The sequence below is a fragment of the Thermoanaerobacter sp. YS13 genome (assembly GCF_000806225.2).
In the GTDB taxonomy this organism is placed as follows: Bacteria; Bacillota; Thermoanaerobacteria; order Thermoanaerobacterales; family Thermoanaerobacteraceae; genus Thermoanaerobacter; species Thermoanaerobacter uzonensis.
In genome coordinates, this window is record NZ_JOOI01000002.1 from 392,501 (window position 1) to 417,241 (window position 24,741).

General features: G+C 32.6%; 25 protein-coding genes, 5 tRNA genes, 1 other RNA gene, 1 pseudogene, 1 riboswitch and 1 other annotated feature (1 of these 34 running past the window's edge). Of the genes and pseudogenes, 4 read left to right on the top strand and 28 right to left on the bottom strand.

The window, feature by feature from the left end:
- The 13 genes from THYS13_RS09720 to THYS13_RS14855 form a co-directional block, all read right to left on the bottom strand.
- Positions 1-655 carry the 5' portion of an HD-GYP domain-containing protein gene (locus tag THYS13_RS09720; RefSeq protein ID WP_042834335.1) on the bottom strand. 518 nt of this gene lie to the left of the window's left edge, so the window shows 655 of its 1,173 coding nt (coding positions 1-655); its start codon is at positions 653-655; its stop codon lies off the left edge, out of view.
- Positions 656-709: 54 nt separating this feature from the next.
- The gene (gene crcB, locus THYS13_RS09725) at positions 710-1,093 is read right to left on the bottom strand and encodes a fluoride efflux transporter CrcB (protein WP_201035688.1); all 384 of its coding nucleotides are present in this window, start codon (positions 1,091-1,093) and stop codon (positions 710-712) included.
- Positions 1,093-1,494: a fluoride efflux transporter CrcB gene (gene crcB / locus THYS13_RS09730; protein WP_042834772.1), complete on the bottom strand. Its 402-nt coding sequence runs from the start codon at positions 1,492-1,494 to the stop codon at positions 1,093-1,095. Before crcB (THYS13_RS09730) ends, crcB (THYS13_RS09725) begins: the two co-directional genes overlap by 1 nt.
- 60 nt (positions 1,495-1,554) lie before the next feature.
- Positions 1,555-1,614: riboswitch (Fluoride riboswitch) on the bottom strand.
- Positions 1,615-1,662: 48 nt separating this feature from the next.
- Entirely contained in the window at positions 1,663-2,262 is a 600-nt protein-coding gene (gene recR, locus THYS13_RS09735; RefSeq protein ID WP_042834337.1) for a recombination mediator RecR, read from the bottom strand.
- Positions 2,263-2,271: 9 nt separating this feature from the next.
- Positions 2,272-2,607, bottom strand: coding sequence for a YbaB/EbfC family nucleoid-associated protein (locus THYS13_RS09740; RefSeq protein WP_042834338.1), 336 nt, complete (start codon positions 2,605-2,607; stop codon positions 2,272-2,274).
- Positions 2,608-2,677: 70 nt separating this feature from the next.
- The gene (gene dnaX / locus THYS13_RS09745) at positions 2,678-4,234 is read right to left on the bottom strand and encodes a DNA polymerase III subunit gamma/tau (protein WP_042834339.1); all 1,557 of its coding nucleotides are present in this window, start codon (positions 4,232-4,234) and stop codon (positions 2,678-2,680) included.
- A 58-nt stretch (positions 4,235-4,292) separates the two neighbouring features.
- Complete coding sequence (locus tag THYS13_RS09750) at positions 4,293-6,188, bottom strand: HD domain-containing phosphohydrolase (RefSeq protein ID WP_042834341.1); 1,896 nt, start codon at positions 6,186-6,188, stop codon at positions 4,293-4,295.
- A 292-nt stretch (positions 6,189-6,480) separates the two neighbouring features.
- Positions 6,481-6,747, bottom strand: an RNA gene (ffs, locus tag THYS13_RS09755) — signal recognition particle sRNA large type.
- A 19-nt stretch (positions 6,748-6,766) separates the two neighbouring features.
- Positions 6,767-6,860: transfer RNA gene (locus THYS13_RS09760), tRNA-Ser, on the bottom strand.
- Between the two features lie 55 nt (positions 6,861-6,915).
- Positions 6,916-7,006 (bottom strand) — tRNA-Ser (locus tag THYS13_RS09765).
- A gap of 4 nt (positions 7,007-7,010) precedes the next feature.
- Positions 7,011-7,457 carry a nucleoside deaminase gene (locus THYS13_RS09770; protein ID WP_042834342.1) on the bottom strand — a complete coding sequence of 149 codons (447 nt, stop codon included), beginning with the start codon at positions 7,455-7,457 and terminating at the stop codon, positions 7,011-7,013.
- 67 nt (positions 7,458-7,524) lie between these two features.
- A complete protein-coding gene (locus tag THYS13_RS09775) occupies positions 7,525-8,847 on the bottom strand; it encodes a transglutaminase-like domain-containing protein (protein WP_042834343.1) in 1,323 nt (440 codons plus the stop codon).
- A gap of 17 nt (positions 8,848-8,864) precedes the next feature.
- Positions 8,865-8,990 (bottom strand): hypothetical protein, encoded by a 126-nt coding sequence (locus THYS13_RS14855; protein WP_304440912.1) that lies wholly within the window; start codon positions 8,988-8,990, stop codon positions 8,865-8,867.
- Here THYS13_RS14855 and THYS13_RS09780 point away from each other — a divergent pair.
- Positions 8,982-9,321: pseudogene (locus THYS13_RS09780) on the top strand (ATPase); the annotation flags it as partial. The gene THYS13_RS14855 and the pseudogene THYS13_RS09780 sit on opposite strands and share 9 nt — an antisense overlap.
- A gap of 115 nt (positions 9,322-9,436) precedes the next feature.
- Here the strand turns inward: THYS13_RS09780 and THYS13_RS14315 are convergent.
- The 7 genes from THYS13_RS14315 to THYS13_RS09815 all read right to left on the bottom strand — a co-directional run bounded on the left by THYS13_RS14315 (position 9,437) and on the right by THYS13_RS09815 (position 15,909).
- The gene (locus THYS13_RS14315; RefSeq protein WP_161485938.1) at positions 9,437-9,601 is read right to left on the bottom strand and encodes a hypothetical protein; all 165 of its coding nucleotides are present in this window, start codon (positions 9,599-9,601) and stop codon (positions 9,437-9,439) included.
- Between the two features lie 192 nt (positions 9,602-9,793).
- Positions 9,794-10,138, bottom strand: coding sequence for a hypothetical protein (locus THYS13_RS09790; RefSeq protein WP_042834347.1), 345 nt, complete (start codon positions 10,136-10,138; stop codon positions 9,794-9,796).
- 10 nt (positions 10,139-10,148) lie between these two features.
- Positions 10,149-10,637: a hypothetical protein gene (locus THYS13_RS09795; protein WP_042834348.1), complete on the bottom strand. Its 489-nt coding sequence runs from the start codon at positions 10,635-10,637 to the stop codon at positions 10,149-10,151.
- 120 nt (positions 10,638-10,757) lie between these two features.
- A complete protein-coding gene (locus THYS13_RS09800) occupies positions 10,758-11,438 on the bottom strand; it encodes a response regulator transcription factor (RefSeq protein ID WP_042834349.1) in 681 nt (226 codons plus the stop codon).
- An 80-nt stretch (positions 11,439-11,518) separates the two neighbouring features.
- On the bottom strand, positions 11,519-12,241 hold the full coding sequence (locus THYS13_RS09805; protein ID WP_042834350.1) for an SGNH/GDSL hydrolase family protein: 723 nt from the start codon (positions 12,239-12,241) through the stop codon (positions 11,519-11,521).
- 791 nt (positions 12,242-13,032) lie between these two features.
- Positions 13,033-13,109, bottom strand: a tRNA-Arg gene (locus THYS13_RS09810).
- Between the two features lie 70 nt (positions 13,110-13,179).
- Entirely contained in the window at positions 13,180-15,909 is a 2,730-nt protein-coding gene (locus tag THYS13_RS09815) for a UPF0182 family protein (protein ID WP_042834351.1), read from the bottom strand.
- Between the two features lie 201 nt (positions 15,910-16,110).
- Between THYS13_RS09815 and THYS13_RS09820 the strand changes: the two genes are divergently transcribed.
- Positions 16,111-17,328, top strand: coding sequence for an LCP family protein (locus THYS13_RS09820; protein ID WP_042834352.1), 1,218 nt, complete (start codon positions 16,111-16,113; stop codon positions 17,326-17,328).
- A gap of 26 nt (positions 17,329-17,354) precedes the next feature.
- Here THYS13_RS09820 and THYS13_RS09825 read toward each other — a convergent pair.
- From THYS13_RS09825 to lepB, 4 genes are all read right to left on the bottom strand, one after another.
- A tRNA-Ser gene (locus THYS13_RS09825) sits at positions 17,355-17,448 on the bottom strand.
- Positions 17,449-17,480: 32 nt separating this feature from the next.
- Positions 17,481-17,569 (bottom strand) — tRNA-Ser (locus tag THYS13_RS09830).
- 82 nt (positions 17,570-17,651) lie between these two features.
- Complete coding sequence (gene serS, locus THYS13_RS09835; RefSeq protein WP_042834354.1) at positions 17,652-18,923, bottom strand: serine--tRNA ligase; 1,272 nt, start codon at positions 18,921-18,923, stop codon at positions 17,652-17,654.
- Positions 18,924-18,959: 36 nt separating this feature from the next.
- Positions 18,960-19,150 (bottom strand) — a binding site (T-box leader).
- Between the two features lie 47 nt (positions 19,151-19,197).
- Positions 19,198-19,728, bottom strand: a complete 531-nt coding sequence (gene lepB / locus THYS13_RS09840) for a signal peptidase I (protein WP_042834355.1) — start codon at positions 19,726-19,728, stop codon at positions 19,198-19,200.
- A 138-nt stretch (positions 19,729-19,866) separates the two neighbouring features.
- On the opposite strand from lepB, the gene THYS13_RS14420 reads away from it, so the two are divergent.
- Together THYS13_RS14420 and ytvI are read left to right on the top strand one after the other, a co-directional pair.
- Positions 19,867-20,037: a hypothetical protein gene (locus tag THYS13_RS14420; RefSeq protein WP_201035679.1), complete on the top strand. Its 171-nt coding sequence runs from the start codon at positions 19,867-19,869 to the stop codon at positions 20,035-20,037.
- A 100-nt stretch (positions 20,038-20,137) separates the two neighbouring features.
- Positions 20,138-21,202 (top strand): sporulation integral membrane protein YtvI, encoded by a 1,065-nt coding sequence (ytvI, locus tag THYS13_RS09845; RefSeq protein ID WP_042834356.1) that lies wholly within the window; start codon positions 20,138-20,140, stop codon positions 21,200-21,202.
- Positions 21,203-21,220: 18 nt separating this feature from the next.
- Here the strand turns inward: ytvI and ribE are convergent, their stop codons facing one another.
- Genes ribE through ribD form a run of 4 tightly spaced genes read right to left on the bottom strand, consistent with a single transcriptional unit; the run spans position 21,221 to position 24,659 of the window.
- On the bottom strand, positions 21,221-21,685 hold the full coding sequence (gene ribE / locus THYS13_RS09850) for a 6,7-dimethyl-8-ribityllumazine synthase (RefSeq protein ID WP_042834357.1): 465 nt from the start codon (positions 21,683-21,685) through the stop codon (positions 21,221-21,223).
- 29 nt (positions 21,686-21,714) lie between these two features.
- Positions 21,715-22,905, bottom strand: coding sequence for a bifunctional 3,4-dihydroxy-2-butanone-4-phosphate synthase/GTP cyclohydrolase II (locus THYS13_RS09855; protein WP_042834358.1), 1,191 nt, complete (start codon positions 22,903-22,905; stop codon positions 21,715-21,717).
- A 37-nt stretch (positions 22,906-22,942) separates the two neighbouring features.
- Entirely contained in the window at positions 22,943-23,566 is a 624-nt protein-coding gene (locus THYS13_RS09860; protein WP_042834359.1) for a riboflavin synthase, read from the bottom strand.
- 10 nt (positions 23,567-23,576) lie between these two features.
- The gene (gene ribD / locus THYS13_RS09865) at positions 23,577-24,659 is read right to left on the bottom strand and encodes a bifunctional diaminohydroxyphosphoribosylaminopyrimidine deaminase/5-amino-6-(5-phosphoribosylamino)uracil reductase RibD (protein ID WP_042834360.1); all 1,083 of its coding nucleotides are present in this window, start codon (positions 24,657-24,659) and stop codon (positions 23,577-23,579) included.
- Between the last annotated feature and the right edge of the window lie 82 nt (positions 24,660-24,741).

Below are 24,741 nucleotides of genomic sequence, written 5' to 3' on the forward strand. Positions count from 1 at the left end.
TCTGCGCGAAAGTTTCTGCTATATCTTCTAATTCATTAATTCCTATTGAAACCATGTCCTTAGGTTCAATCCTTTTTAATATAGTTTTTATATCAAAAAATTTATAATCAAGCCAAAATTTTTCTTGTCTTGTAAGGTCAAGTAATGCATTTGCAACCACAGGATTAAACATCTTTCCAGTGCCACTTTTTATACATTCTTTGATATTATTCCGAATATTATACTCGCTTTCTTTCCCAGCCAATGAGGTGTAACGTATATCAAATTGATCAGATATAAAAACAATTTGAGCTCCTAAAGGAATAGAATCGCCATTTAGCTTAAAATATCCGCTTCCATCGTAATTTTCATGATGATATCTTATAATATCCGAAAAATTTTCTCCAAAGGGCAACTTCTTTACAATCTCACTTCCTCTTTCACTGTGTTTCCACCATTCATCTGTGTCAAAGTCTTCGTATATATCCCCTTTCCCTATATCATGTAAAAAAGCAGAATAGTATACTTTTTTTGATTCTTCTTCGTTTAAATTTAACATCTCAGAAATCCTTAAAGAAATATAAGCCACCCTTCTTGCATGTCCCATGTTTTTATACTCTTGGACGTCAAGGGCCAAAGATAAAGCGGACAGCAAATTATTATAATTTAAGTTCACATTTTATTCCTCCTAATTGATATTTATTTTCTACTGATATATATTATACACCAATCAAATTAATTTTCCCATATAATTTCCGAGATAATATCCCAATACTCCTCCTATTAGTCCAAATATAATTGTTAAGGACATATATATAAATGCATGAAAATATTTTTTATTCTTGATTAAGTCTACTGTCTCATGGGAAAAAGTTGAGTATGTCGTAAAAGCACCTAGAAATCCCGTTGTCAAAAAAAGTTTAACATCATAGCTTAAATCTACATTTATTCTAGGACTTGATAAAAAGTTTAATAAAAACGCACCTAATACATTTATAATGAAAGTTTCGATTGGAATAATTATCTCTCGGTTTTCCTTTATATGCCTCGATATTTCATATCTCAATATTGCTCCAAAAATTCCTCCAATTCCCACATACAGTATACTTGTTATCATTCTCTTTCCCGCTCCTTTAGTAAGCTAAAAGTTTTGTCAGCAAATTCAAACCCTAAATAAGACATCATAAGGCCACCAAATATTGATAAAATTATATAACTTAGAGCAATATAATCCTTCCCAGACTTTAATAAATTTATTGTTTCCACACTAAAAGTAGAAAATGTCGTAAAAGCTCCAATAAATCCTGTTGTTATCGCTAACCTCAAATTAGTATTTACCTCGTACTCATCCATAGTAAAATTAGCGATAAAACTTAATAAAAACGAACCTAAAATATTTATCATAAAAGTTTCAAAGGGAAATATAGTGTGATACATTTTTGTAAAGTAAATTGTTATTAAATATCTTAGTGCTGCTCCAAAAAATCCTCCTATACCTATATAGATGTACTCCATGAAAATCCCCTTTCTGTTTACATTTTTAGGCAATAAAAAACCCCTATTAGGCCTTCTATCCTCCTAATAGGAGCAATTAGCGTTTCCGCATTTATGGCGAGCTCCATCGCCTTATGGTATTCATCACAAATTTATTATAATAAACTACAAATGAAAATGCAATACCTTTTACAATTCTCTTCTACCTTCAAGAGCCCTTGAAAGAGTTACAACATCGGTGTATTCCAGGTCACCGCCTACCGGCACCCCATGAGCAATCCTTGTGACTTTTATTCCTAACGGCTTTAATAGCTTAGCAATGTACATTGCCGTCGCTTCTCCTTCTATGTCAGGATTTGTAGCAAGTATGACTTCTTTTATATTTCCATTTTTAACCCTGTCTAAAAGTTCTTTAATTTTTATATCTTCAGGACCAACGCCTTCTATCGGAGAAATAACACCATGGAGTACATGATACACTCCTTTATATTCTCGTATTTTCTCCATTGCGACAACATCCATAGGATGAGAAACCACACATATAAGAGAATGATCTCTTTCTTTATTACTGCATATATTACAAACCTCTGTATCAGTTATGTTATAACAAATTCTACAATACTTTATCTTTTCTTTTGCATCAATAATCGCTTGAGATAAGCTTTTTACCTCTTCTAAAGGCATGTTTATTATGAAAAAAGCAAGCCTTTGTGCTGTTTTAGGACCTATACCGGGCAACTTTGACAGTTCTTCTATAAGCTTTGCTAAAGATGCAGAATAATAGTTCATTTTTTCACCTCAAAACAGTCCAGGAATGTTTAGTCCTCCGGTTATCTTTGCCATTTCAGAAGCAATCATTTCTTCTGCATTTCTCAAAGCTTGATTAACCGCAGCCAATACAAGGTCTTCCAACGTTTCTACATCCTCTTTATCCACCACATCAGGGTTTATTTCAATACTAACAAGCTCTTTTCTGCCATTAGCAACTACTTTTACCATCCCACCACCGGCAGTAGCTTCTACAGTTTTTTGCACTAATTCCTCTTGCACTCTTTTCATTTCTTCCTGCATTTGCTGGGCTTGTTTAATCATATTATTTATATTAAACCCGCCCGGAAATCCTCCTTTTGCCATAACAGTATAACCTCCTAAATTTTTATTCTAAAAATATTTATATGCTTTTTTGAACTATTTGTGAAAATTATTATATTATCTCTATATCTTCGCCAAAAAGCTCTTTAACTTGCTGCACAAGTAATTCTTCTTCATTTTTCCTTAACTCAAACTTCAAAGGAATTGCTTTCCCAACTAGTTTTTTTAATATTTCTTCAATAAAACTCTTGTTTTCCGCTTTGCTTAATTCTTCCTTTAACAAAGCATACTCTTCAGGATATTCTACCACAATTATTCCTTTTTTTAAATAAGGAGTTCCTTTTTCTATAAAGGCATACAAAGCTATTCTTTCTTTTTTTATCATTTCTTTTACTTCAGCCCACACCTTTTCTAGATCTATATCCTCTTGCTGTACTATTTGCGATATCACGTTTTCTTCTTTTTCTTCTTCTGGCAAATTTATTTTTTTATTTTCCTCTCCTTTTTCTTCCTTCAAAAAAAATTGTCCTTTTTCTAATTTGTCTTCTATTTGTTCTACTCTTGTTAACAAACTCATCATATCGTAAGAAATTTCCGGCTTTATCAACCTCAAAATAGTTACTTCTAAGAGGGTTAACGGAGATATAGCATATCTAACTTCTTTTTGTAGATTTGTAAATTTTTCTAAAGCGTTAGTCAAAAAAGCTGTACCAAATTTTTGCACTCTTTCTTTTATAGTTTCTACATCGCTATACAAAATTTCTTTTAACTCTTCTCCTCCTGTTTTGTAAAGCACCATATCTCTTAAAATATAAGTTAAGGACTTTAAAAAATTTCCCACGTCTATTCCATAAGACAAAATTTTATCTAATTGTTTCAATGAAGCTGCTACATCTCTAGCATTCATGTGATCTAAAAGTGAAAATAACATTTCATCATTAGCTACACCTAACATTTCGCATACATCTTCATAGATTATAAGGCCTTCTTTGTAAGAAGCACATTGTTCTAGTAGACTTATCGCATCTCTCATAGAACCATTGCCATAGAGAGCAATAGTTTTAAGGCCCTTCTCTTCGATTTTTATTCCACTGTCATTGCAAATCCTATCAAGATTTTGAACGATTAACCGGGTAGGTATTCTTTTGAAGTCAAACCTTTGACAGCGGGATAAAATAGTATCAGGTAATTTATCCGGTTCAGTAGTAGCAAGAATAAAAATCACATGAGGAGGAGGTTCTTCCAACGTTTTTAAAAGAGCATTAAAAGCCCCCGTAGAAAGCATATGCACTTCATCAATTATATATACTTTGTACTTAGCTTGAGAAGGAGCGTAAATTACAGACTCTCTCAATTCTCTTACATCATTTACACTGTTATTAGATGCAGCATCAATCTCTAAAACATCCATCGTAGTATTGTTATTTATAGCTTGACAAATCTCACAAGAATTACAAGGCTCTCCATCTGTATTATTTAAACAATTAACTGCTTTTGCAAAAATCTTAGCTACACTGGTTTTCCCTGTTCCTCTTGTGCCTGTAAAGAGATAAGCATGTCCTATCTTATTAAGCTTTGTTTGATTTTTTAAAGTTTTTACAATATGCTCTTGCCCCACCACCTCTTTAAAGCTTTTGGGCCTGTACTTTCTATATAAAGACTGATACATACTTTAACACCTCGTTATATTCAATTGTAACAAAAAAAAAGATATATTTCTATATCTTTTAAGAAGCATTTGAAAAAACTTGATTTTTTATCTCTTCTAGTCTGTGTTTTTCATTCATGTAAAGAGAAATAAAGGTATCTACCACTTCAGGATGGAATTGTGTTCCTTTATATTTTAAAAACTCATTTATAGCTTCTTCAACATTCATTCCTTTTCTGTAAGACCTATCTGAAGTCATGGCATCAAATGCATCTGCCACACCGAGAATTGCTGCCTCTATAGGGATTTCTTCCCCTTTTAACCCATAAGGATAACCTTTCCCATCATATCGCTCATGATGCTTTGAAACAGCCTCTAATATCTCTTCTGGCAGATCAATAGGCATTAAAATTCTTCTTGATATTTCTGGATGACTTTTAATTACCTTATATTCTTCATCTGTAAGTTTTCCCATCTTCAAAAGAATCGCATCTGAAATACCTATCTTTCCTATATCATGTAATATCCCAGCAATTCTAAGTTGTTCTATTTTTTCTCTTGAAAGCCCCATATATTCTCCTATCAAAGCCGCATATTGAGATACTCTCATTGAATGCCCTTTTGTATAAACGTCTTTTGCTTCAACTGCATAAGCAAGAGCTTCTATCATCTTTATAAATAACTTCTTGATTTCGTCATAAAGCTTGGAATTTTCAATTGCAACAGAGACTGCACTCGCAATCGACCTCAACAAACTCATGTTTTTTACTGTCTTGGTAGAAGTCCATACAGTCAATATTCCAATCGTTTCATTCCTGGAGACTAAAGGCACAATAACGACAGAAAAGACTTCTTTAGCAACAAAAATAGAGGTTAAATTATTATCATGTGGGAACTCCTCAACACCTTTTATTTTTATTTCTTTCAAATTCACTAAATCATTAATATCTTGTTGTGGCAATATTATTTCACTTGAGATAGGATAATCTTTAAGCTCCCCGCCTTTTGTAAGTAAAATAAATTTTTGTGACTTTTTATCATGCTCTCTTATGGTACAGAGAGGTGAATTGAGTATATTTGCTACTTTTTCCACAATATTATTTAACACTTCCTTCATGTCACTTCCCGATGTTAAAAGTCTTCCTACATCGCTTATGGCCAATATTTCATTGTTTTTTTCAACTATTTGCCGTTTAACATGATAGATCTCTGTAATATCCCTGGAAATACCTTGTATGCCTACCACATCTCCCTCAACTTTAAGCCTTTTTACATGAGTTTCTGTTATGACCAGCAAACCTTCTTTACTTTTAAAATTAATCTCCGAAAAATTGATTTTTCCTGCCATCATGTCTTTTAATGTCTCTTTACTTTCTTCATCCACAATTTCCAAGAGACTTTTCCCTATTAACTCCGGAGGTGTATAATTCAAATATCTTACAACTCTTGAATTGACAAATTCAATAATAAAATTTTTGTCTGTCACCCACAAAATATCTAAAATATTATCAACTAACAATCTATACTTTCTTTCAGAAATTTCTAGCTCATGAGCTAAAACTTCTAATTGCTCATATGAAGCTTCCAACTCTGCATTAAATTCTTGTAATTCTTCGTTTTGGCGCATTAAATTTTCAGTTTGTTCTTTTAGTTTCATGTAACTTTGTGATAACTCCATTGCCATAGAATTGAAATTTTTTGATAGTTCTATAAATTCTTTTGAATCGGTAACATTTATGCGAAAACTAAAATCCCCTTGAGCTATTCTCTTTACACCTTCATTTAATTTCTCAAGGGGCTGAGATAGCTTTTTAGACAAAATAACAGATAGCCCCGTTAAAATTAATAAAATTATGCCACCAATAAAAATTTTATTTTCAAAGCCTGATAAAAAATGCACAACAGACAATGTGTACACAGTTATCGATAAACCAAATAAAACAAAGAATAGCTTTTTATTATAATCACTTAACATAAAATCCCCCAACTTTCTTCTTTTGTAGAAAACGACTTCCCTATGTTATTTCGGATAAACCTATAAAAACTTAAATGGAAACTTTTAAGAAGGGCTATGTAAAAAACATATGGGTTCTAGAATAAACGTTGGAGTAGGCAAAAATCACCCATAAAAAAATAGCACACTTATTCTGAATGCCTCCCCCAAAAATAGACTCAGAATAAGTGCACCCTAATCATCACAAAATTTCAAAAGCTGAAGATATGATTTTTGAGAACATAATAGCAAAGGACAAATAAAAAATAAAAGGCCGTACACCCAGCTTCGACCTGCCACCATAAGCGTTACATAAGCAGTTAGCTCCACTCAAGCGCCCCTGCGGCACACGGAAGTATTTGCTTACCGCTGCTTCCTTCCGGACCTGACGGGGTTCGCAAATTTCCGTTGCGCAGGACTCAAGTATCAACGCCACTTACTTATGCCAGACCTTACAATGGTCAGGCCTCAGCCTGGGAATTCGACCCTGCTATAGCGGGTTGCAGGTTACAGGGCACCGCTACCTCCCCATCTAGTACGGCCAAGAATTACCTTTTTCATGGCGGAGAGAGAGGGATTCGAACCCTCGGTACCCCTTTTAAAGGGTACACACGATTTCCAGTCGTGCACCTTCGTCCACTCGGTCATCTCTCCACGTTTTACTGGACTTCAACCCTTGTGATTACTCCACCTTTTTATTCAATTTTCATGGCGGAGAGAGTGAGATTCGAACTCACGAGGCGAAAAATTCGCCCACTCGCTTTCGAGGCGAGCGCTTTCGACCACTCAGCCATCTCTCCGCACTTACTCTCTTAAATTTTCGAAAAACTTCTTTAGAAGTCCTTTTGCTTCTTCTTCCATTATTCCAAAGTAAACTTCGGTACTAGTCCCTAGATCTTTATTATTTAAGATGTTTATTACAGAACCAGCTGCTCCTTCTTTTGGGCTCTCTGTTCCTATATAGACTCTTTTTATTCGAGCCTCCACAATAGCCCCCGCACACATGGGACAAGGTTCCATAGTAACATATAAGCTACAATCTTCAAGCCTCCAATTCCCCAACCTTCTGCAGGCTTCTCTTATGGCAATTATTTCCGCATGAGCTGTCGCATTATTTGACGATTCTTTTTGGTTATGACCTTTTGCTATTATTTCTCCATTTTTTACTATGACAGCTCCAACAGGAACTTCGCCTAATTCGTAGCTTTTCTTCGCTTCTTTCAAGGCTTCTTCCATAAATTTATTTGCCATTGCTTTTCACTCTCTGCATGAATGTATTTTATCAGAGAATCTCTCTCCTGTCAAGTGAACACAATCATTAATTTATGGAATTAAATTTCAAAACATTTATTTTATATGAGAAATTGTAAATATTTCTATCCATTGTCTCTACTTCACCCACTTGATTATCACAAGGGTCACTCCTCCAATGAGTCTTAGATGGAATAAAATCCTTCATAAAATCGCTGTTAGCCACCATTCTAAATCCGTCCAAATTTCCAAAGTAGAAATTGCGAAGTTCTTTATTTCCCCTATAACGTCCTCCAAAGGAGAGGTCTGCAGGCAACCAGCCGTAAGGCGGTGCAAAAAACAGCGCCCAATCATGGGGAGATGTGAAGAAAGGACTTATGTACCACCCAGACTGCCATCTTGCAGGCACCCCTACAATTCTGCAGAGTGTTATAAATAAAAGTGCCTGAAAGCCACAATCCCCTTTCAAATTAGAAGCAACAAACTGAGATATATTATCATAAATGACGTAAGGTTTAACGTAAGAATAGTTTACATTTAAAGTAATCCAATCGTATATTTTTTTAGCTTTATAATATGGATTTTTCTCATCTCCCACAATTTCGTAGGCGAGTTTTTTAAGATAAGGTGTAAAAACTATATGAGGAGGCTGTTCTTCTAGAAAAACACTGCCCTTTGCTTCTCTGATTTTTTCAGGTTCCACTTTGTTTACCCACTCTTTTATGGTATATTCAAATTCCACAAAATACTCCTCCGAGCTTTTACCTTCAAAGTAAATCGTCCTCTGAGGAGCTTCACTGGGAGCAAGAGTATATTTTTCGTGGCTCTGTGATATAAGTTTTACATCTTTTTGCTGTAATTCTTCTTTAGGGAAAGGAATCCAGACTCTTACCTCATCTTTTACATCTTCTTCTATTTTTAAACTCATTCGCCCTTTAACTCTATATTCCTTTGCTTTATCTCCTTTTATCAGACTATTCAACCTCTCCTTAAGTAATTTTCTATCTTTTTCTATGCTTTCTGACCTTGCTATCCTTTCCTTATATTCAGAAAGAGTATATCCTATATTGTAAGCATACCTTCTTTCATATTTTCTCTCTCCATTGACAACAATGTAATCAACAATTCCCTCCTCTAAAAGTTTGTAAAACTCTTCCTCACTAAAACTTTTAATAACCTCTTTACCTTTTTTAATTGCCTCTTCCTCTGTGTAAGGATAACTTGAAAAAAAAATCTTTATTCTGTCTTTTTCAAAAATAAGCCTTTTTTTAAGCCATGAGGGTATATCCTTTTTGAGCCATCTCTCAATAAGCTGCAAAGCCTTATCGTAATTTCCCAAGTTCTCTTCTCTTGCAATTTCTTCCGGAAGACTGGCATTCATAAATTCCATCTGACATCTCCCTCCTCTTAGATTTTTAAAATAAATGGATAATGTTTCCTCAAATATTCATCTATTTTATGAGCCATTATCTTATGCCCCTCTTCATTTGGATGAATCCCATCCTCACAAAGTAAATTTCTACTGTGAAAGATCGAATACCTCTCAAAGAAGGGCTTAGAGCAAAGGGGAAAAAAGTAAAATCAAAAGACAAAGAAACTATACGCCTTGGATATGAAGAAATTGACCTTGATTATGTTGAACAAACTGTAGATAAGAGCCAGACTAATGCTATAGCAGAAATAATACGATACAGGGAAAAATACATAGATGAGAGAAAAAGTTTGAAAGAAATTTTAAAGGCGGTATTCAAGGATATAAACGAAAAAGGCCTGAAAATAGTCTCCCCATTTTATGGGAAAGCACCCAGGCAATTTAGCTCTACCTCGAATCCAAGAAGTAGCATTGTTTTTTATCTTTTATTAATTTCCCTTTAAAAAGTTGATAATTTTTTAACTCCTTACTATTCTATTCTCGGAAATTTTACTATCTCTAATTATTTTACTACCTATATTCACAAAATAACCTTTATTTTGAATTATCAGAGTATTTTGGGTAAAGTAAATTCTGCAAGTAACTTAACTTCTCCTTCAAATTTCACTTCGCGTGAAAATTCAAAAAGCTGCTTTAAAATTAAACTATTATCACTGTCATCTAAAAACAAATAACTATTCTCATTTAAACCCCATTTTTTTGAGTTTTTCATCTGTGTTTCCTTTATAATTCATTAGTTTTTTTGTTTTTAAATATAATAATATGACTATCATTAAAAGCAATCACACCTTCATTTAGTCCAGATAAAACACTATTAAGTTTATTTTTTTCAATCGCAATATCTATGATGTGTTTTGATATAGCCTTTGCCATGCGATTAAAAGTCTCGGCGAGACTTCCAACTTTAAATATCATCCATATTTGTTTTCCCGTCATTGCACATATTAACAGAGTCAGGTAGTGAATAACTAATTAAATTTTGCTTGTCATACAGTTTAATAAAAATATTATTTTGACTTAAATTTGAAACAATACTATCCGCATATTTTCTAAGTAATTCTTCGGGAACAAAGGGATTATTTCCAATCAAGTTTATTTCTCGATTTATATAAATATTGTCAATCAAGTTGTTGACCGTATTTTTAATGACATAATTAGTTATAGAATTTAACATAAAGTAACCTATCAATGTAATAATAGCAATAAACGCGCCAGTATAATATATTAAAATTCTTGTTCTAATTTTCATTATCTACCTCCTATGGTCCCGTTCCAATAGAGGCAATTTTCCATCCACCATCTTCAAACTTTAATATAATAAATAATGTCCTTTCTCCCGAAATTGCAATTGGCTTTAAATCCTCAGGTACTCCTTCATATTGAAGGTCAATTTCTACTTTATATTCTTGGGTACCTTTTTCTTGAGGCATACTTTTTAAAAATTTTACATCTTTTATAGTTGCACTTTTTATATATTTTATATCATCTTTTACATTTTCATCCATTAATAATTTTCTATATTCTTTTGTATATAACTTTGTATATTCATCGGGCTTTTTTTCTACCACAAGTTTATAAAATTCATAAATAACCTTAGTCGCATCTTTGTCTTCAATGGTCATATTAAAAGATATATCTTTATTGTTCTTTACTGGCTTTATATCTCCATTATTTGTACTTTTGCATGCGGTTAAATTGATTGGTAATATAAAACAAATAAATAAAATTAATAATTTTATAGATTTCACTTCAGCACCTCCAAATTTATTCTAATAATTTTATACAATTACATTATAAATTCCAATTGTTTCATTCTTGTTACATTCTTGTTTCAATCCTGCTACATTTTTATTAATTTTTCTTTATTTTTATTCTATACCCAATTTATATCCACAGCCATAAACTGTTAATATATAAACTGGATTAGAAACGTCATCTTCAATTTTTTTCCTCAAACGCAATATATGAATATCCACAGTTCTTGTATCACCGCAGTAGTCATAGCCCCATACCCTGTCAAGTAACTCATCTCTTGACAAAACAGCCCCTTTTGCTTCGATTAAAACTTTCAAAAGTTCAAACTCTTTAGGCGTTAAATTTAAAGGATTACCGCTTTTTTTAACAACTCTTTGATCAAAATCAACAAAAAGCTCTTTATAGCTAAATGTCGTGCTTATTTTTTTTACTTCTTCCATTCTCCTTAATAGTGCTTTTACTCTTGCTAAAAATTCACGTGTACCAAAAGGTTTTGTAATATAGTCATCAGCTCCAAATTCAAGACCCAGAACTTTATCAATTATGTCGCTTTTCGCCGTCAGCATTAAAATAGGTATTTTATATTTCGGCGAAATTGTTTTTAAAATATCAAACCCATTTACATCAGGTAACATTACATCAAGAACAATCAGATCAGGTATGTTTTCTTTCAATTTCTCAATAATTTCCTTCCCATTTTGTGTGCATATTACATCATATCCTTCTTTTTTTAAAATAATACTTAACATGTTCAATAAAGAATTTTCATCATCACATACAAGTATCTTCTTCATAAATTTCCCTCCCATAACATCGTATATATTGATTGATAGTGCAATAAAAAACTACATAATTTTGGTTTAATTTTATACGTTCACTCCTTTAAAAGATGCGTATAATTTTTTTGTAGATATTCGTATATCTTATGTGCTATTATTTTATGTCCCCTCTCATTAGGATGAATACCATCAGTACAAATAAATTGCCTAAAATCCGGGTAATCCAAAAAAGCGCTCCTTATATCAATAAGCCTTGTTTTTGTTTCTTCTGCTATACTTAATATAGCTGAGTTATACTTTTCCTGCCACCAATATATCTTAGTCACACTGCCTAACCATTTTAAAATGTTTTCACCCCTCTCTTCACTGTTTTTACTTATCCATTTAAAATATCTGTCAGCATCCAAAGGAGGTAATGTCATTAACACAGGAATTATGTTTGCATCCTCTAAGAATTTTATCAATTCTTTGAGCTTTTCTTTAAAAATATAAAAATCTGTTTTGGGTCTATGCTCAGCATGAGGATTCTTTGCAATTTCTTCCCAATCAAAATCACAGTCATTTCCTCCAAATTCTATTACAACTATATCAGGTTTATCTGACAAGTACCTCTTCAAAGTGTCAATACCTTTTAAAAGAGTGTTCCCAAATTTGGCAATATTTCTTACTGTTCCTTTTATGTTGTCTTTTAGTAAATTTACATAATTTACATCCGATATAACATACTTATTTTTTTCTTCGCTATATACCACACCCTTTGAAATAGAGTCCCCTGTTATAACAATGTCATAATAATTTTGCAATGCCACATTGGCCATTTTTACCACTCCATCATAAAATTTTTATTTGCCAAAATATCAATCCTTTTGTAACAAAAGTTAATTTTTTAGCAATTTCCATTATCATTATACCACTAATAACCTTTTAAACCAATAAAAGAAATCCATATCTTTGTACAAAATAATGTTAGTCGAGTCCAAATAATAAAAAGAGTATCAGCACAATGCCAATACCCTTAACTTTATATAAATACTTTCGTATTCTCTTATAATTTCATTATCATTGAGAAATAATCTATGTATTTAAACTAACAAAACGCATAAAACTTTAAAGTATAAATAATGCAAAATCAAACATAATAAATTATGAACCAATATATAAGGTGGTGAAAATATGGTAAAATGGACTCCTTCTATAGGTTGGGGTTGGTGGGTCCTTATTCATGCTATAGCAATACCTGTAATATTTTATATAGGTATGACTTTAAAATCATAATAATAGATGTTCTTAAATACATTTGTTCAGAGTAAATATGTGAAATTGGTGCGGTTTGTGAGAAAGCACTAACAAAGCTTATAAAGACCGCTGGTGGATGTAGGGCCGTAGCAAAGAGAATCGAATGCGTTACTAAGAGAGGAGGTGCGCCCTGCCAAAACCCAATGGTCAAGTTTAGTTTATTCGATTTGAAATATCATAATAACGATAAAAAATATCTTATTTTAATATTTTGGCTTTTTGTCAACAAATTAACTCTCACCTTATAGGTGAGAGTTAATTATTTCGGATGTTTGCAAAATGTTCACAAATTAAGTTTATAAAGTTGTCAAAATGGTGCGCCCGGAGGGACTCGAACCCCCAGCCTTTTGATCCGTAGTCAAATGCTCTATCCAATTGAGCTACGGGCGCTTAAGCTATAATATATAATAACACATTTTAATTTCAATTGCAATTGTAACCTTCTTTATTTTCCCTTATATTATTTTTTCACACTTTTATTTAATTCATCTAATATCTTCCTTAATTCCTCCATATATTTGCCAAAATCAGACCAATTTCCTTTCTGAACTGCTTCCATGGCGTTTTGATATGTTTCATGAGCGTTCTCTATAAGCTGCTTTTGTGTATCATTTGCTGTATTTGAAGGTACATTTTGCTGAGGTATTTGCTGAGTATTCAGGTTAAACAATTTATTTAAAGCATTTTTTAAAGTATCTTCCATTACAATCTGGTCTTTATAAGCTACAATAACTCTCTTTACTTCTGGCAATGCATTCTGATTTTGCGACTGTATATACAAAGGCTCTACATAAAGCATAGAATCATCAATCGGGATCGAAAGAAGATTTCCTCTACTGACTGTTGAACCCTGTTGGTTCCACAAGCTCAATTCTTTAGAAATATTAGGATCTTGATCAATCATGTTTTCTATTTGCAAAGGTCCATACATAATTGTATTTTTAGGAAATTTGTATACAATAAGTTTGCCGTAGTTATCACCATCCATCCTTGCAGCCATCCACGCTACCATATTGGCTTTTGTCGCAGGAGTATAAGGTATCATCAAAATAAATTCTTCCTTGCTTTCCCCAGGTAACCTCATTATCATATATTGAGATTCCTGGTACTCTATTTTATCTTCAAATTTTTCTTTTGCAATATCCCATGCGTCTTCTTTATTGTAAAACACTTGCGGGTCAGTCATGTGATAATTTTTATAAACCTCTGTTTGAATGTCAAATAGAAATTGAGGATACCTTATATGTTGTTTCAAACCATGAGGCATTTCTTTTATATCTCTAAATAATGTAGGGAAAATTTTGCTATATATTTTTATTAAAGGATCATTATTGTCTGAAATATAGTACTTAACATCTCCATTATAAGCATCTACAACTACTTTCACAGAATTTCTTATATAATTGATTCTCATACTCCCATAAGGCTGAGAATATGGATAATTAGTAGAATATGTGTAAGCGTCTATTATCCAATATAATTTACCATTATCTATTACAATATAAGGGTCATCGTCATAGAGCAAAAAAGGAGCTATTTTAGAAACCCTTTGCTCTATATTGCGATATATCATTATTTTACTGTCTTTTGTTATATCAGTAGACAATAAAATTCTTGCATCTTTGGTATATATACTAAAAAGTATTCTGTTTATAAATGTCATAGGTATACCTGTAGTTCCCTTATAATTTGTCTGGACATTTTTGTCTCCAGAAGGATAATCAAATTCTCCAGTTTTTGTATTTACAATAACATAATCGTTAGTAAGTTCTCCAAAGTAAATTTCAGGTCTTTCAATTTTTATATCCGTGTCGGTAGAAGGTGGTATGTTTTTTATTATCATAGCCGGTTGGCCTGTTGGTGTAACATCATTGACTAGAGACATTACTACACCGTAACCATGGGTGTATTTTAAATGTAAATTTATCCATGTTTTTGCTTGAGGAGATAAACTTTCGTGGTCCATCTCTCTTGCTGCTAAAAATACTTGCCTGTATTTTCCATCTATTGTATACCTATCTATGTCAATGTCATTAAACTTGTAATAAAGCCTTATCGCTTGCAATTGATTATACGCCTGTTTAACTGGTCTATAGTCGTTAATCATTATATTATCAATAGTAGCCTTATTTTCTTCCAAAACTTTAGGAGTTAACTCTTTTTTCATATCATAATTTTCTTCTGTTACTCTATCTAACCCAAAAGCCTTTTTTGTGTATTCTATGTTATAGCTTATATATTTTTTTTCTTTGTCTAACTCATTAGGAGAAACAATTAAATTCTGAACGACTGTTTCAGTGATCACCATTATGGCTGCTAAAATTATTATAATAGCCGGAGCAGCAACTATATATTTTACATTTTTCTTATAAAATCCTATCAAAAGAAAAATAGCTGCTACAAAAGAAATTATTACAAGTGCCCTATAAAACTGCAGTGAAACGTGAATATCAGTATAAGTTGCTCCAAAAACTATACCTTTTGTAGAATACAAAAGTTTAAAAGCTTTTAAATAATACCCTATTCCCATGAGTATAAAAAAGATAAATCCTAAGAGAACAACTTCTTTAAATGCTTTTATTAAAATGTCTTTGTTATAAATGGCTTTAAATAAATTTCCATCTCTATCTGAAATCTCATAAAACCTTGTTTTATCAGACAAGTACATTAGTCCATACGCGATTATTATGCCAACTATTATCATAGGTATAAAGACAATTAAAAGATTATAAATATCATAAAAAAGAGGTAATTTAAACATATAGAAGCTAATATCTTTATGAAATATGGGGTCAGTTTCATTAAAATCTACAGAATTTACAAAAAACAATAAATCATTCCACCAATTTGTCGCTGCATATAGCGTTATAAATAGTGCAATTAATAGAGAAATAGCAATACCTAATCTTCTATATATGTTAATATTTTTTTTAACGATTATATCCTGTGCAAAATTAACATAATCTCTTATTATCTTGTTTGTATAAAAATACAACACCATAAATACAAGAATAAAAATCGGCACGCCTATTGTAAGCTGAGTCAAAAATTTTTTAAAAAATACATTAAGATAATGCAAATCAGAAAACCATTGAAAATCCACGAGGATGTTTATAAAACTTACAACAATTCCTAAAATCACAAAAATTAAAATGATAAAAGAAATTAAAAAAATATTAGGTCTTTTCAAACTCAGCACCCCTTTTTCATAACTTTTCTTTTTATTAATTATATCATAATCTTGATATGTAGTCTTAGAGAAAGAAGAAAGATAAACTTAATAAATATTTAATAACTTATAACATTCTATTAATTGACTTTTAATTTCTAAAATGCTATATATTCATTATATAAGCAAAATAATGGTACGGTAGTTATAGGAGGAAAAGCCATGAAAAAAATACTAAAAATAATAATTCTTATTATAATAGGTATCGTCCTTTCCCTAGGTGTAGGAACTTATATATTTTATAAAAATATCCATGTTCCTGTTTCAAATGAAAAAAATACTTCTACCGTTAGTAAAAATGAGTCTCAAAATAAAGAACAAGCTATAGAAAATAAAAACATTCTTTTTGTAGGCAGTGATGAAAACAATTTATCAGATACTATTTTTGTAATAAACTATGACGCTGTAAACAAAAAAATAAATATATTATCAATTCCAAGAGATACATACTATCCAAGGCCAGGATTTAACGCTCCAGAAGAGAAAAAAATAAATGCTGCCTTTTCTGAAGAAAAAATTGAAGGGCTAGAAAAAGCAATAGAAGATTTATTAGATATCAAAATTGATAATTATGTAATTTTAAATTATGAAGGTTTCAAGAAAATAATAGATACAATTGGAGGAGTAGAAGTTGATGTACCTTTTAACATGAAATACGATGACAACAGTTCAAATCCCCCTCTTCATATAGATTTAAAAAAAGGTAAACAAGTATTAGATGGAGAAAAGGCAATTCAGTTTGTAAGATATAGACATGGTTATGTAGACGGTGACCTTGGAAGAATAAATGCACAGCATCAATTTCTCCAAGCTTTATTAAAAAAAATACTACAACCCTCAATATTGCCAAAAGTACCTTCTTTAGCAATAACAGTTAGTCAATATTTGAAAACAGACCTAACTGCCTCCGAGATAACTCAATACGCTTATCAATTTATAAAAGACAAGCCTTCATCTATAGATGCAAGAACCCTTCCTGGAGAAGGGCGATATGATGGTAATACCAGTTATTTCTTTGTAGACAGTTTAAAAGCTCAAGAAATAATAAAAGAACTTTTCAGCAATGAGGTCTCAAGCTCAAATACTTCAACTACGTCTTTACTTGAAAATAAAGACATAAAAGTAGAAGTTTTAAACGGTGCAGGAATACCGGGACTTGCTACAAAATATGCTGAAATTTTAAAAAACCAAGGTTTTGATGTTGTGAAGATTGGAAACATCGTCGGTATGACTTTTACTTCTTCCCACGTATATGCGAGAACTAATGAAGAAAAAGCTAAAAAAGTTGCAAAAACACTTTTTATAACCACTGTAGAAAAAGATATCTCACCTGATGCAAATGTAGATGTGACAGTAATACTTGGAAAAGATAAAAAATAATAAAATAGAGCAACCACATAATAAAATGGCGGAGAAGGAGGGACTCGAACCCTCGCGCCGGGTTATCCCCGACCTACAGTCTTAGCAGGACCGCCCCTTCACCATCTTGGGTACTTCTCCACGCTGGTTGCTCATAAGAAATATTAACTTTCTGGCGGAGAGGGTGGGATTCGAACCCACGGCTCCGTGAGGAGTCACTGGTTTTCAAGACCAGCTCCTTAAACCACTCGGACACCTCTCCCAGCTGGGACGATATAAAGTATATCATACACCAGCAGTGTTGTCAATATGCTTTAGAAGTATAATATTTGAATATAATACATTTATTTCTTTATAACATCTACTTTCATGTAAGGTCTTAAAACTTCCGGTATGACAACTGAACCATCTTTTTGCTGATAGTTTTCTAATATTGCAGCAAAAGTCCTTCCTACAGCAACCCCAGAACCATTTAAAGTATGGACATATTGTGCTTTTCCTCCATTTTTAGGTCTGTATTTTATATTAGCTCTTCTCGCTTGAAAATCTTCACAATTACTGCAAGAGGATATTTCCACATATCTTCCATAGCTTGGCATCCACACTTCTATGTCATATTTCTTTGAAGCAGTAAAACCTAAATCTCCTGTGCATATAGCCACTACTCTGTAAGGAAGTCCTAATGCCTGTAAAACTTCTTCAGCATCTTTAGTCATTCTTTCTAATTCTTCATAGGATTTTTCTGGTTCTGTAAATTTGACAAGTTCAACTTTATTAAATTGGTGCTGCCTTATAAGTCCTCTTGTATCTCTCCCCGCAGAACCTGCTTCTTGTCTGAAGCATGCGCTATAAGCACAATGATATATTGGAAGCTCGTCACCATCTATTATTGTATCTCTGTACATATTGGTTACAGGCACTTCTGCTGTGGGTATCAAAAAATAATCAGTACCGTAAACCTTAAAAGCATCTTCTTCAAATTTAGGAAGTTGTCCTGTGCCAAGCATACTCCTTCTATGTACCATAAATGGGGGAAACACCTCAGTGTACCCATGTTTTTCAACGTGTAAGTCCAGCATGAAGTTTATAAGTGCCCTTTCTAAACGAGCCCCAAGACCTTTGTAAAAAGTGAACCTGGAGCCTGTTACTCTCGCTGCAGCTTCAAAGTCTAAAATGCCCAATTCTTCCCCTATTTCCCAATGAGGCTTTGGTTCAAAGTCAAATTTTCTTGGTTCACCCCATCTTCTTACTTCAACATTATCTTCATCGCTATCACCGATTGGCACGCTCTCGTGAGGTATATTAGGGATTGTCCACAAAATTCGCTCTAATTCTTCTTCTACCTCTTTTACTTCCTGCTCCATTTCTTTAATTTTGTCAGACAATTCCTTCATTTCAGCTATCAAGTCACTAGCATTTTTTCCTTCTCTTTTAAGTTTTGCAATATTATCTGACTCTACATTTCGCCGATTTTTTAATGCTTCTAATTCTACTAACATCTGCCTTCTTTTCTCATCTAATTCTAAAAATTTATCTATATCTGCCTTATCTTTTTTAAGCTCAATAGCCCGCTTTATAGCTTCAGGATTGCTTCTTATTCTTTTTACATCTAACACCTGATACACCTCCTTTAAAAAATAATTCCCGTCCCCTAAAGGGACGGGAATGCCGTGTTGCCACCCTCTTTCGGCTTAAACAAGCCCTCCACATGATTTAACGGTCGCCCGAAGGTCATTACACCTTAGCTCTGGGATGGAATTCATAAGCAAAACTTACTGGTTCACACCCACCACCAGCTCTCTTAAAAGTTTATACTTACTACTCGTCCCTTCATTGCCAACTTATTTCTTTTCTTAATATTATACTACTTTATCACTTTACTTTCAATAGCTATTTTCCAGACATAGAACCAATTCGATCGGGAGGCCATATTCTAAAAACTATTTTGCCCAAAATTTGATCTTTCGATACGTACTTGTGCTCCCAAAACCTACTATCCATCGATTGGTTTCTATTATCTCCCAACATAAAATAATGACCAGGTGGAACTACATATGGACCAAAATTTCCCTTCATTGGTTCTTTTATATAAGGTTCCTTCACTACTTTTCCATTTCTTATTAACTGACCATTTTTTATTTCAATTACATCTCCACCAATGCCAATAACTCTTTTTACAAAATTAACCTTTGGATCATCAGGAAAACGAAATACTACAATATCTCCTCTTTTGACAGGTTCAAACCTGTATATAAACTTGTTTACAATAAATTTATCATTTATTTGAATAGTATTTAGCATTGAACCAGTAGGTACATCTACCAATTCAAAAACATAGGTTCTTATGAACATTGCAATTAAAAAAGCAAGAGCTATAGTAAATATCCAGCTTAATATTTCTTTTTGCATATTTTTGCCCATATTTTCTCTCCTCACTTAAAAGTACAGTGATATTATAACATAAACTTCAAACAAATTCTAATTTTTTTATTTTGTATGCATATTTTTTCTAATATCTGTTAATAATAAAATTAAAGAATTTTTTGGGAGAGATGTAAAATGAGAGAAATAGAGTATCTTTTAGATTTAGCCGAAATAAAAGACACAGAGTACAAAAATTTACTGGCTTTACTTTCCCTCATAGATTTACTGGTAGAAAAAGGACTTATAACGAGAAGTGAACTCGCACAAAAATCAAAAGAAATAGCAAAAATAAAAACCGCCCTTTGAAAAATCCGTTTCGGCGGATTTTTTATTATAGTCAATAATTACTTAACAATAGACTTTCAACAATTCTCATATTATAATAAAGAGAAAGGAGGTTAAAACGGTGAATAATTTTCTATTGAGATACGGTGATATAATAAAAAAAACACTGCTCATTGTTGCTGTCTTTGTTATATTTTACTTGGTCATATTTAAAATTATTCCTTTCTTGATGCCATTTGTAGTGGCTTTGCTTTTTGCTGTAATAATTGATCCTGGTGTAAATTTCTTAGAAAAAAAATTAAAGGTGCCAAGAGGATTAGCATCTTTTTTATTACTTTTATTGTTAATTGGTATAATAAGTTCTTTAATTGCTCTTGCAATAACACAATTGGTTTATGAACTAAATAATTTAGCTGATATAGCTACCCATCATACAGAAAATATAAATAACTATGTTTTAAATCTAATTGAAAGAATAAAATTATATTATGTGACTCTTCCTCCTGATATTACATCGTTTATTGAAGGTGAAATACAAACAATTGCAAATAATATTTCAGCTCTAGCTAAACAAATTGCTACGTGGCTTTTGACTTTTGCTACTAAATTACCCAATTTTCTCTTTATGACTTTAATCTCTTTTGTATCTGCTTTTTTTATGAGTAAAGACAAGTATATAATACTAGACTTTATAAAAAGGCAGTTTCCTTCACAATGGTCAATGCACGCTAAAAATATTCAAATAGACCTTTTTAGAACAATGTTTGGATATCTTAAAGCCACTTTTATTGTTTTATTTATGATTTTTGTGGAAGCTTCTATAGGTCTTGCTATCATAGGTATTAAATACTATCTCCTTTTAGGACTTTTAGTAAGTTTAGCAGACCTTCTTCCCGCATTAGGCTCCGGTTTTGTACTCATTCCATGGGCCATATACCATATAACTACAAAAAATTACATGTTAGGAATATATCTTTTAATATTGTATGGATTTATAACAGTTGTCAGACAAATAGTAGAACCAAAAATATTAGGATATACAATAGGATTGCACCCTCTCGTGATACTTCTTTCTATGTTTATAGGTGCAAAACTTTTTGGTTTTACAGGGTTTATCATGGGGCCTGTATTTGTGGTAGTATTTAAAGCTCTTCAAAAAGCAGAAATTATCCCTCCTTGGAAATAAAATAAGGGCTTTTTGCCCTTATTTTATTTCCTCCATTAGATTTGCTATCTCTATTGCAGTAACGGCTGACTCAAAACCTTTATTGCCACCCTTTGTTCCTGCCCTTACAATAGCTTGCTCAATTGTATCTGTGGTAAGAACACCAAATATAATTGGAACTTCTGTATCAAGAGATATTTTTGCAATACCTTTTGATACCTCATTTGCAACGTAATCAAAATGGGGTGTTTCTCCTCTTATTACTGCTCCAAGTGCAATTACTGCATTATACCTTTTAGATTCAGCCATTTTTTTAGCTATCAGTGGTATTTCAAATGCTCCAGGTACCCACGCAATTTCAATATCCTCATTTAAAGCACCATGCCTTTTTAAGGCATCAAGTGCCCCTTCGAGAAGTTTTCCCGTTATAAATTCATTGAATCTGCTTACCACAATTCCAAATTTCTTTCCTTCTGCTATAAGTTTTCCTTCATATATTTTCATAAACTATACACTCTCCTTTTTGTGGTATTTCACACTTCCAAAATTAGATGTCCCATTTTTTCCTTTTTTGTTTTGAGGTATTTTTCATTATAATGATTTGGACAGATTTCTATAGAAACCCTTTCTACAACATCAAGACCATACTCTGATAATTCCATAATTTTTTGCGGATTATTTGTCATAATCCTTATCTTTTTAACTCCTATATCTTTCAAAATCTGTGCAGCTATGCTGTATTCTCTTAAATCAGGTGGAAAACCAAGCTTAATATTCGCTTCAACAGTATCAAATCCTTGATCCTGCAGATGATACGCTTTAATCTTGTTTAAAAGTCCTATGCCCCTTCCTTCCTGCCTCAAATAAACTAGTACCCCTCCTTCCTGTCCTATTCTTTCCATTGCCGCATGAAGCTGGTCACCACAGTCACATCTTAACGACCCTAATATATCCCCTGTAAGACATTCAGAATGTATCCTCACAAGTACAGGTTCTTTAATCAAGTCTTCCTTAATCAAAGCTACATGCTGTTTTCCTGTTAATATTTCTTCATACCCGACAATTTCAAAATTCCCATATTTTGTTGGAAGTTTCGCCTGTGCTACCCTTCTCACAAGTATTTCATTTTTCATTCTGTACTTTATCAAATCTTCAATAGATATGATTCTTAATCCAAATTTTTTTGCAAACTCCAAAAGGTCATGTAATCTTGCCATATTTCCATCGTCTTTTATGATTTCGCATATTACTCCAGCAGGTTTGAGTCCCGCAAGAACTGCAAGGTCTACAGCTGCTTCTGTATGTCCTGCTCTTACTAAGACACCACCATCTTTTGCTTTTAAAGGAAAGATATGTCCCGGCTTTGTAAAATCTTCTGGCTTTGAATTATTATCTACTAATTTCTTCACCGTCAGTGCTCTTTCAAATGCAGAAATACCAGTGGTACATTCTTTATAATCTACAGATACAGTAAAAGCAGTTTCTTTATGGTCAGTGTTATTCTCAACCATTTGGTAAATGCCAAGCTCATTAAGTCTCTTTTCTGTCATTGGAACACATACAAGACCCCGTCCATATTTTATCATAAAATTAACGTGTTCTCCTGTAACTTTTTCTGCTGCCATAACTAAGTCGCCTTCATTTTCCCTATTTTCATCATCTACCACAATAATCATTTTCCCTTGCTTTATATCTTCTATTGCATCTTCTATCCTATCAAACATCGGTCTTTCCTCCTTAACTTAGAGAAGTCATCCACATCTATATAAATCCATTTTCTTTTAATAAATCTTTTATATCCTTTTTCCCTATTAGTTTTTCTACATACTTGGAAAGTATATCAACTTCGATATTTACACTATCTCCTACCCCTTTATAACCCAATGTGGTCTTAAGCATTGTATGTGGAATAACTGAAACAGCAAAATAATCATATCCATCCTCAACAACCGTTAAACTTATACCATCAACCGCAATACTTCCCTTCCGCACAATGTATTTTGCAAATTTCTCATTTATAGCTATCTTAAATATAAAAGCATTTTTTTCCTGCCTTTTGTCTATGATTTTTCCAACGCAATCTATATGACCAGTTACGATATGCCCACCCATTCTCCTTCCAACTTGAAGTGCTCTTTCAAGATTGACAATGCTTCCAATTTTTAAATCTTTTAAATTGCTTGCTCTCATGGTTTCAGGCATAACGTCAGCTACAAAACTTTCGTTTGACATATTAGTAACAGTTAAGCATACACCGTTAACTGCTATACTATCACCTATTATTGTTCCCTCAAGGACTTTGCTACATTTTATAACAATTTTTGTAAAAGTACCATGTATAATATTTTTTACAGTCCCTGTTTCTTCTATAATTCCAGTAAACATACGCCATAACCTACTTTCTAACATATGCTGTTATTAGTATATCATCATCTATTCTATCAATCTCCACATCTTTTAATACTATTGAATTTCCTATATCCGAAAAGCCTATACCTTCTACAGGTGTTAAAGCATTTTTTCCTCCTATTATTCTAGGTGATATAAAAAACATAACTTTATCAACAATTCCCTCTTTAAATAAAGACCAATTTAATGTCCCACCGCCTTCAATCAATACACTATCAATCCCCCTCTCTCCAAGTTTTATCATTAGTTGTTTTAAAGGTACTTTTCCATTGTCGTTCTTTAATATAATAACTTCAATATCCATATCTTCAAGCTTCTTTCTCACATTGTTTGGTATAAGTTCTGTTGTAGCAATTATCGTTTTGGCCGTTTTGTCTCTTATTACATTTGAGTCAAGTGGAATTCTGCCTCTGCTATCCACAATAATCCTTATAGGACTTTTATACCCTTCCAACCTTGTTGTAAGCATTGGGTTATCTTTAATTACTGTATTTATCCCAACCATAATCGCGGATACACGTCCTCTTATTTTATGAGCAAATTTTCTTGATTTCTCATTTGTAATCCATTTAGAAATTCCATTATAACAAGCAATCTTACCATCAATACTCATAGCAGATTTTAATATCACAAATGGAAATTTTGTCGTAATATATTTAACAAATATTTCGTTGAGTTTCCTCGCTTCTTTCTCCATCATCCCCACATGTACTTCTATTCCCGCTTCTTTTAACATTTTTATACCGTTCCCGCTAACTTTGGGATTTGGGTCTTCCATCGCTATATATACTCTCTTAATGCCAGATTTAATTATTTCTTCAACACAAGGAGGCGTTTTGCCATAATGGCTGCAAGGTTCAAGTGTTACAAACATAGTAGAACCTTTGACATCTTCAACTGCATTTTTTAACGCATTTACTTCAGCATGTGGCCCTCCAAAATATTCATGATAACCCTCCCCTATTATTTTTCCATTTTTAACTATTACAGCACCCACAAGTGGATTAGGGTTTGTATGTCCCCATCCTTTTTCAGCCAGTTTTAAAGCCATTTTCATATATTTTTCCAATTTAATCCCTCCTATACTAAAAAATCCTGAAGGTTAAACCTTCAGGGTTAAAAAATCCCCAGAGAACATATTCCCTGAGGAA

Excerpts from the sequence above, each read along its gene's own strand:
- crcB (WP_042834772.1), bottom strand. The coding sequence starts at position 1,494 with ATGGAGTACATCTATATAGGTATAGGAGGATTTTTTGGAGCAGCACTA.
- recR (WP_042834337.1), bottom strand. The coding sequence starts at position 2,262 with ATGAACTATTATTCTGCATCTTTAGCAAAGCTTATAGAAGAACTGTCA.
- THYS13_RS09740 (WP_042834338.1), bottom strand. The coding sequence starts at position 2,607 with ATGGCAAAAGGAGGATTTCCGGGCGGGTTTAATATAAATAATATGATT.
- dnaX (WP_042834339.1), bottom strand. The coding sequence starts at position 4,234 with ATGTATCAGTCTTTATATAGAAAGTACAGGCCCAAAAGCTTTAAAGAG.
- THYS13_RS09750 (WP_042834341.1), bottom strand. The coding sequence starts at position 6,188 with ATGTTAAGTGATTATAATAAAAAGCTATTCTTTGTTTTATTTGGTTTA.
- THYS13_RS09770 (WP_042834342.1), bottom strand. The coding sequence starts at position 7,457 with ATGGCAAATAAATTTATGGAAGAAGCCTTGAAAGAAGCGAAGAAAAGC.
- THYS13_RS09775 (WP_042834343.1), bottom strand. The coding sequence starts at position 8,847 with ATGGAATTTATGAATGCCAGTCTTCCGGAAGAAATTGCAAGAGAAGAG.
- THYS13_RS14315 (WP_161485938.1), bottom strand. The coding sequence starts at position 9,601 with ATGAAAAACTCAAAAAAATGGGGTTTAAATGAGAATAGTTATTTGTTT.
- THYS13_RS09790 (WP_042834347.1), bottom strand. The coding sequence starts at position 10,138 with ATGAAAATTAGAACAAGAATTTTAATATATTATACTGGCGCGTTTATT.
- THYS13_RS09800 (WP_042834349.1), bottom strand. The coding sequence starts at position 11,438 with ATGAAGAAGATACTTGTATGTGATGATGAAAATTCTTTATTGAACATG.
- THYS13_RS09805 (WP_042834350.1), bottom strand. The coding sequence starts at position 12,241 with ATGGCCAATGTGGCATTGCAAAATTATTATGACATTGTTATAACAGGG.
- THYS13_RS09820 (WP_042834352.1), top strand. The coding sequence starts at position 16,111 with ATGAAAAAAATACTAAAAATAATAATTCTTATTATAATAGGTATCGTC.
- lepB (WP_042834355.1), bottom strand. The coding sequence starts at position 19,728 with ATGGGCAAAAATATGCAAAAAGAAATATTAAGCTGGATATTTACTATA.
- THYS13_RS14420 (WP_201035679.1), top strand. The coding sequence starts at position 19,867 with ATGAGAGAAATAGAGTATCTTTTAGATTTAGCCGAAATAAAAGACACA.
- ribE (WP_042834357.1), bottom strand. The coding sequence starts at position 21,685 with ATGAAAATATATGAAGGAAAACTTATAGCAGAAGGAAAGAAATTTGGA.
- THYS13_RS09855 (WP_042834358.1), bottom strand. The coding sequence starts at position 22,905 with ATGTTTGATAGGATAGAAGATGCAATAGAAGATATAAAGCAAGGGAAA.
- THYS13_RS09860 (WP_042834359.1), bottom strand. The coding sequence starts at position 23,566 with ATGTTTACTGGAATTATAGAAGAAACAGGGACTGTAAAAAATATTATA.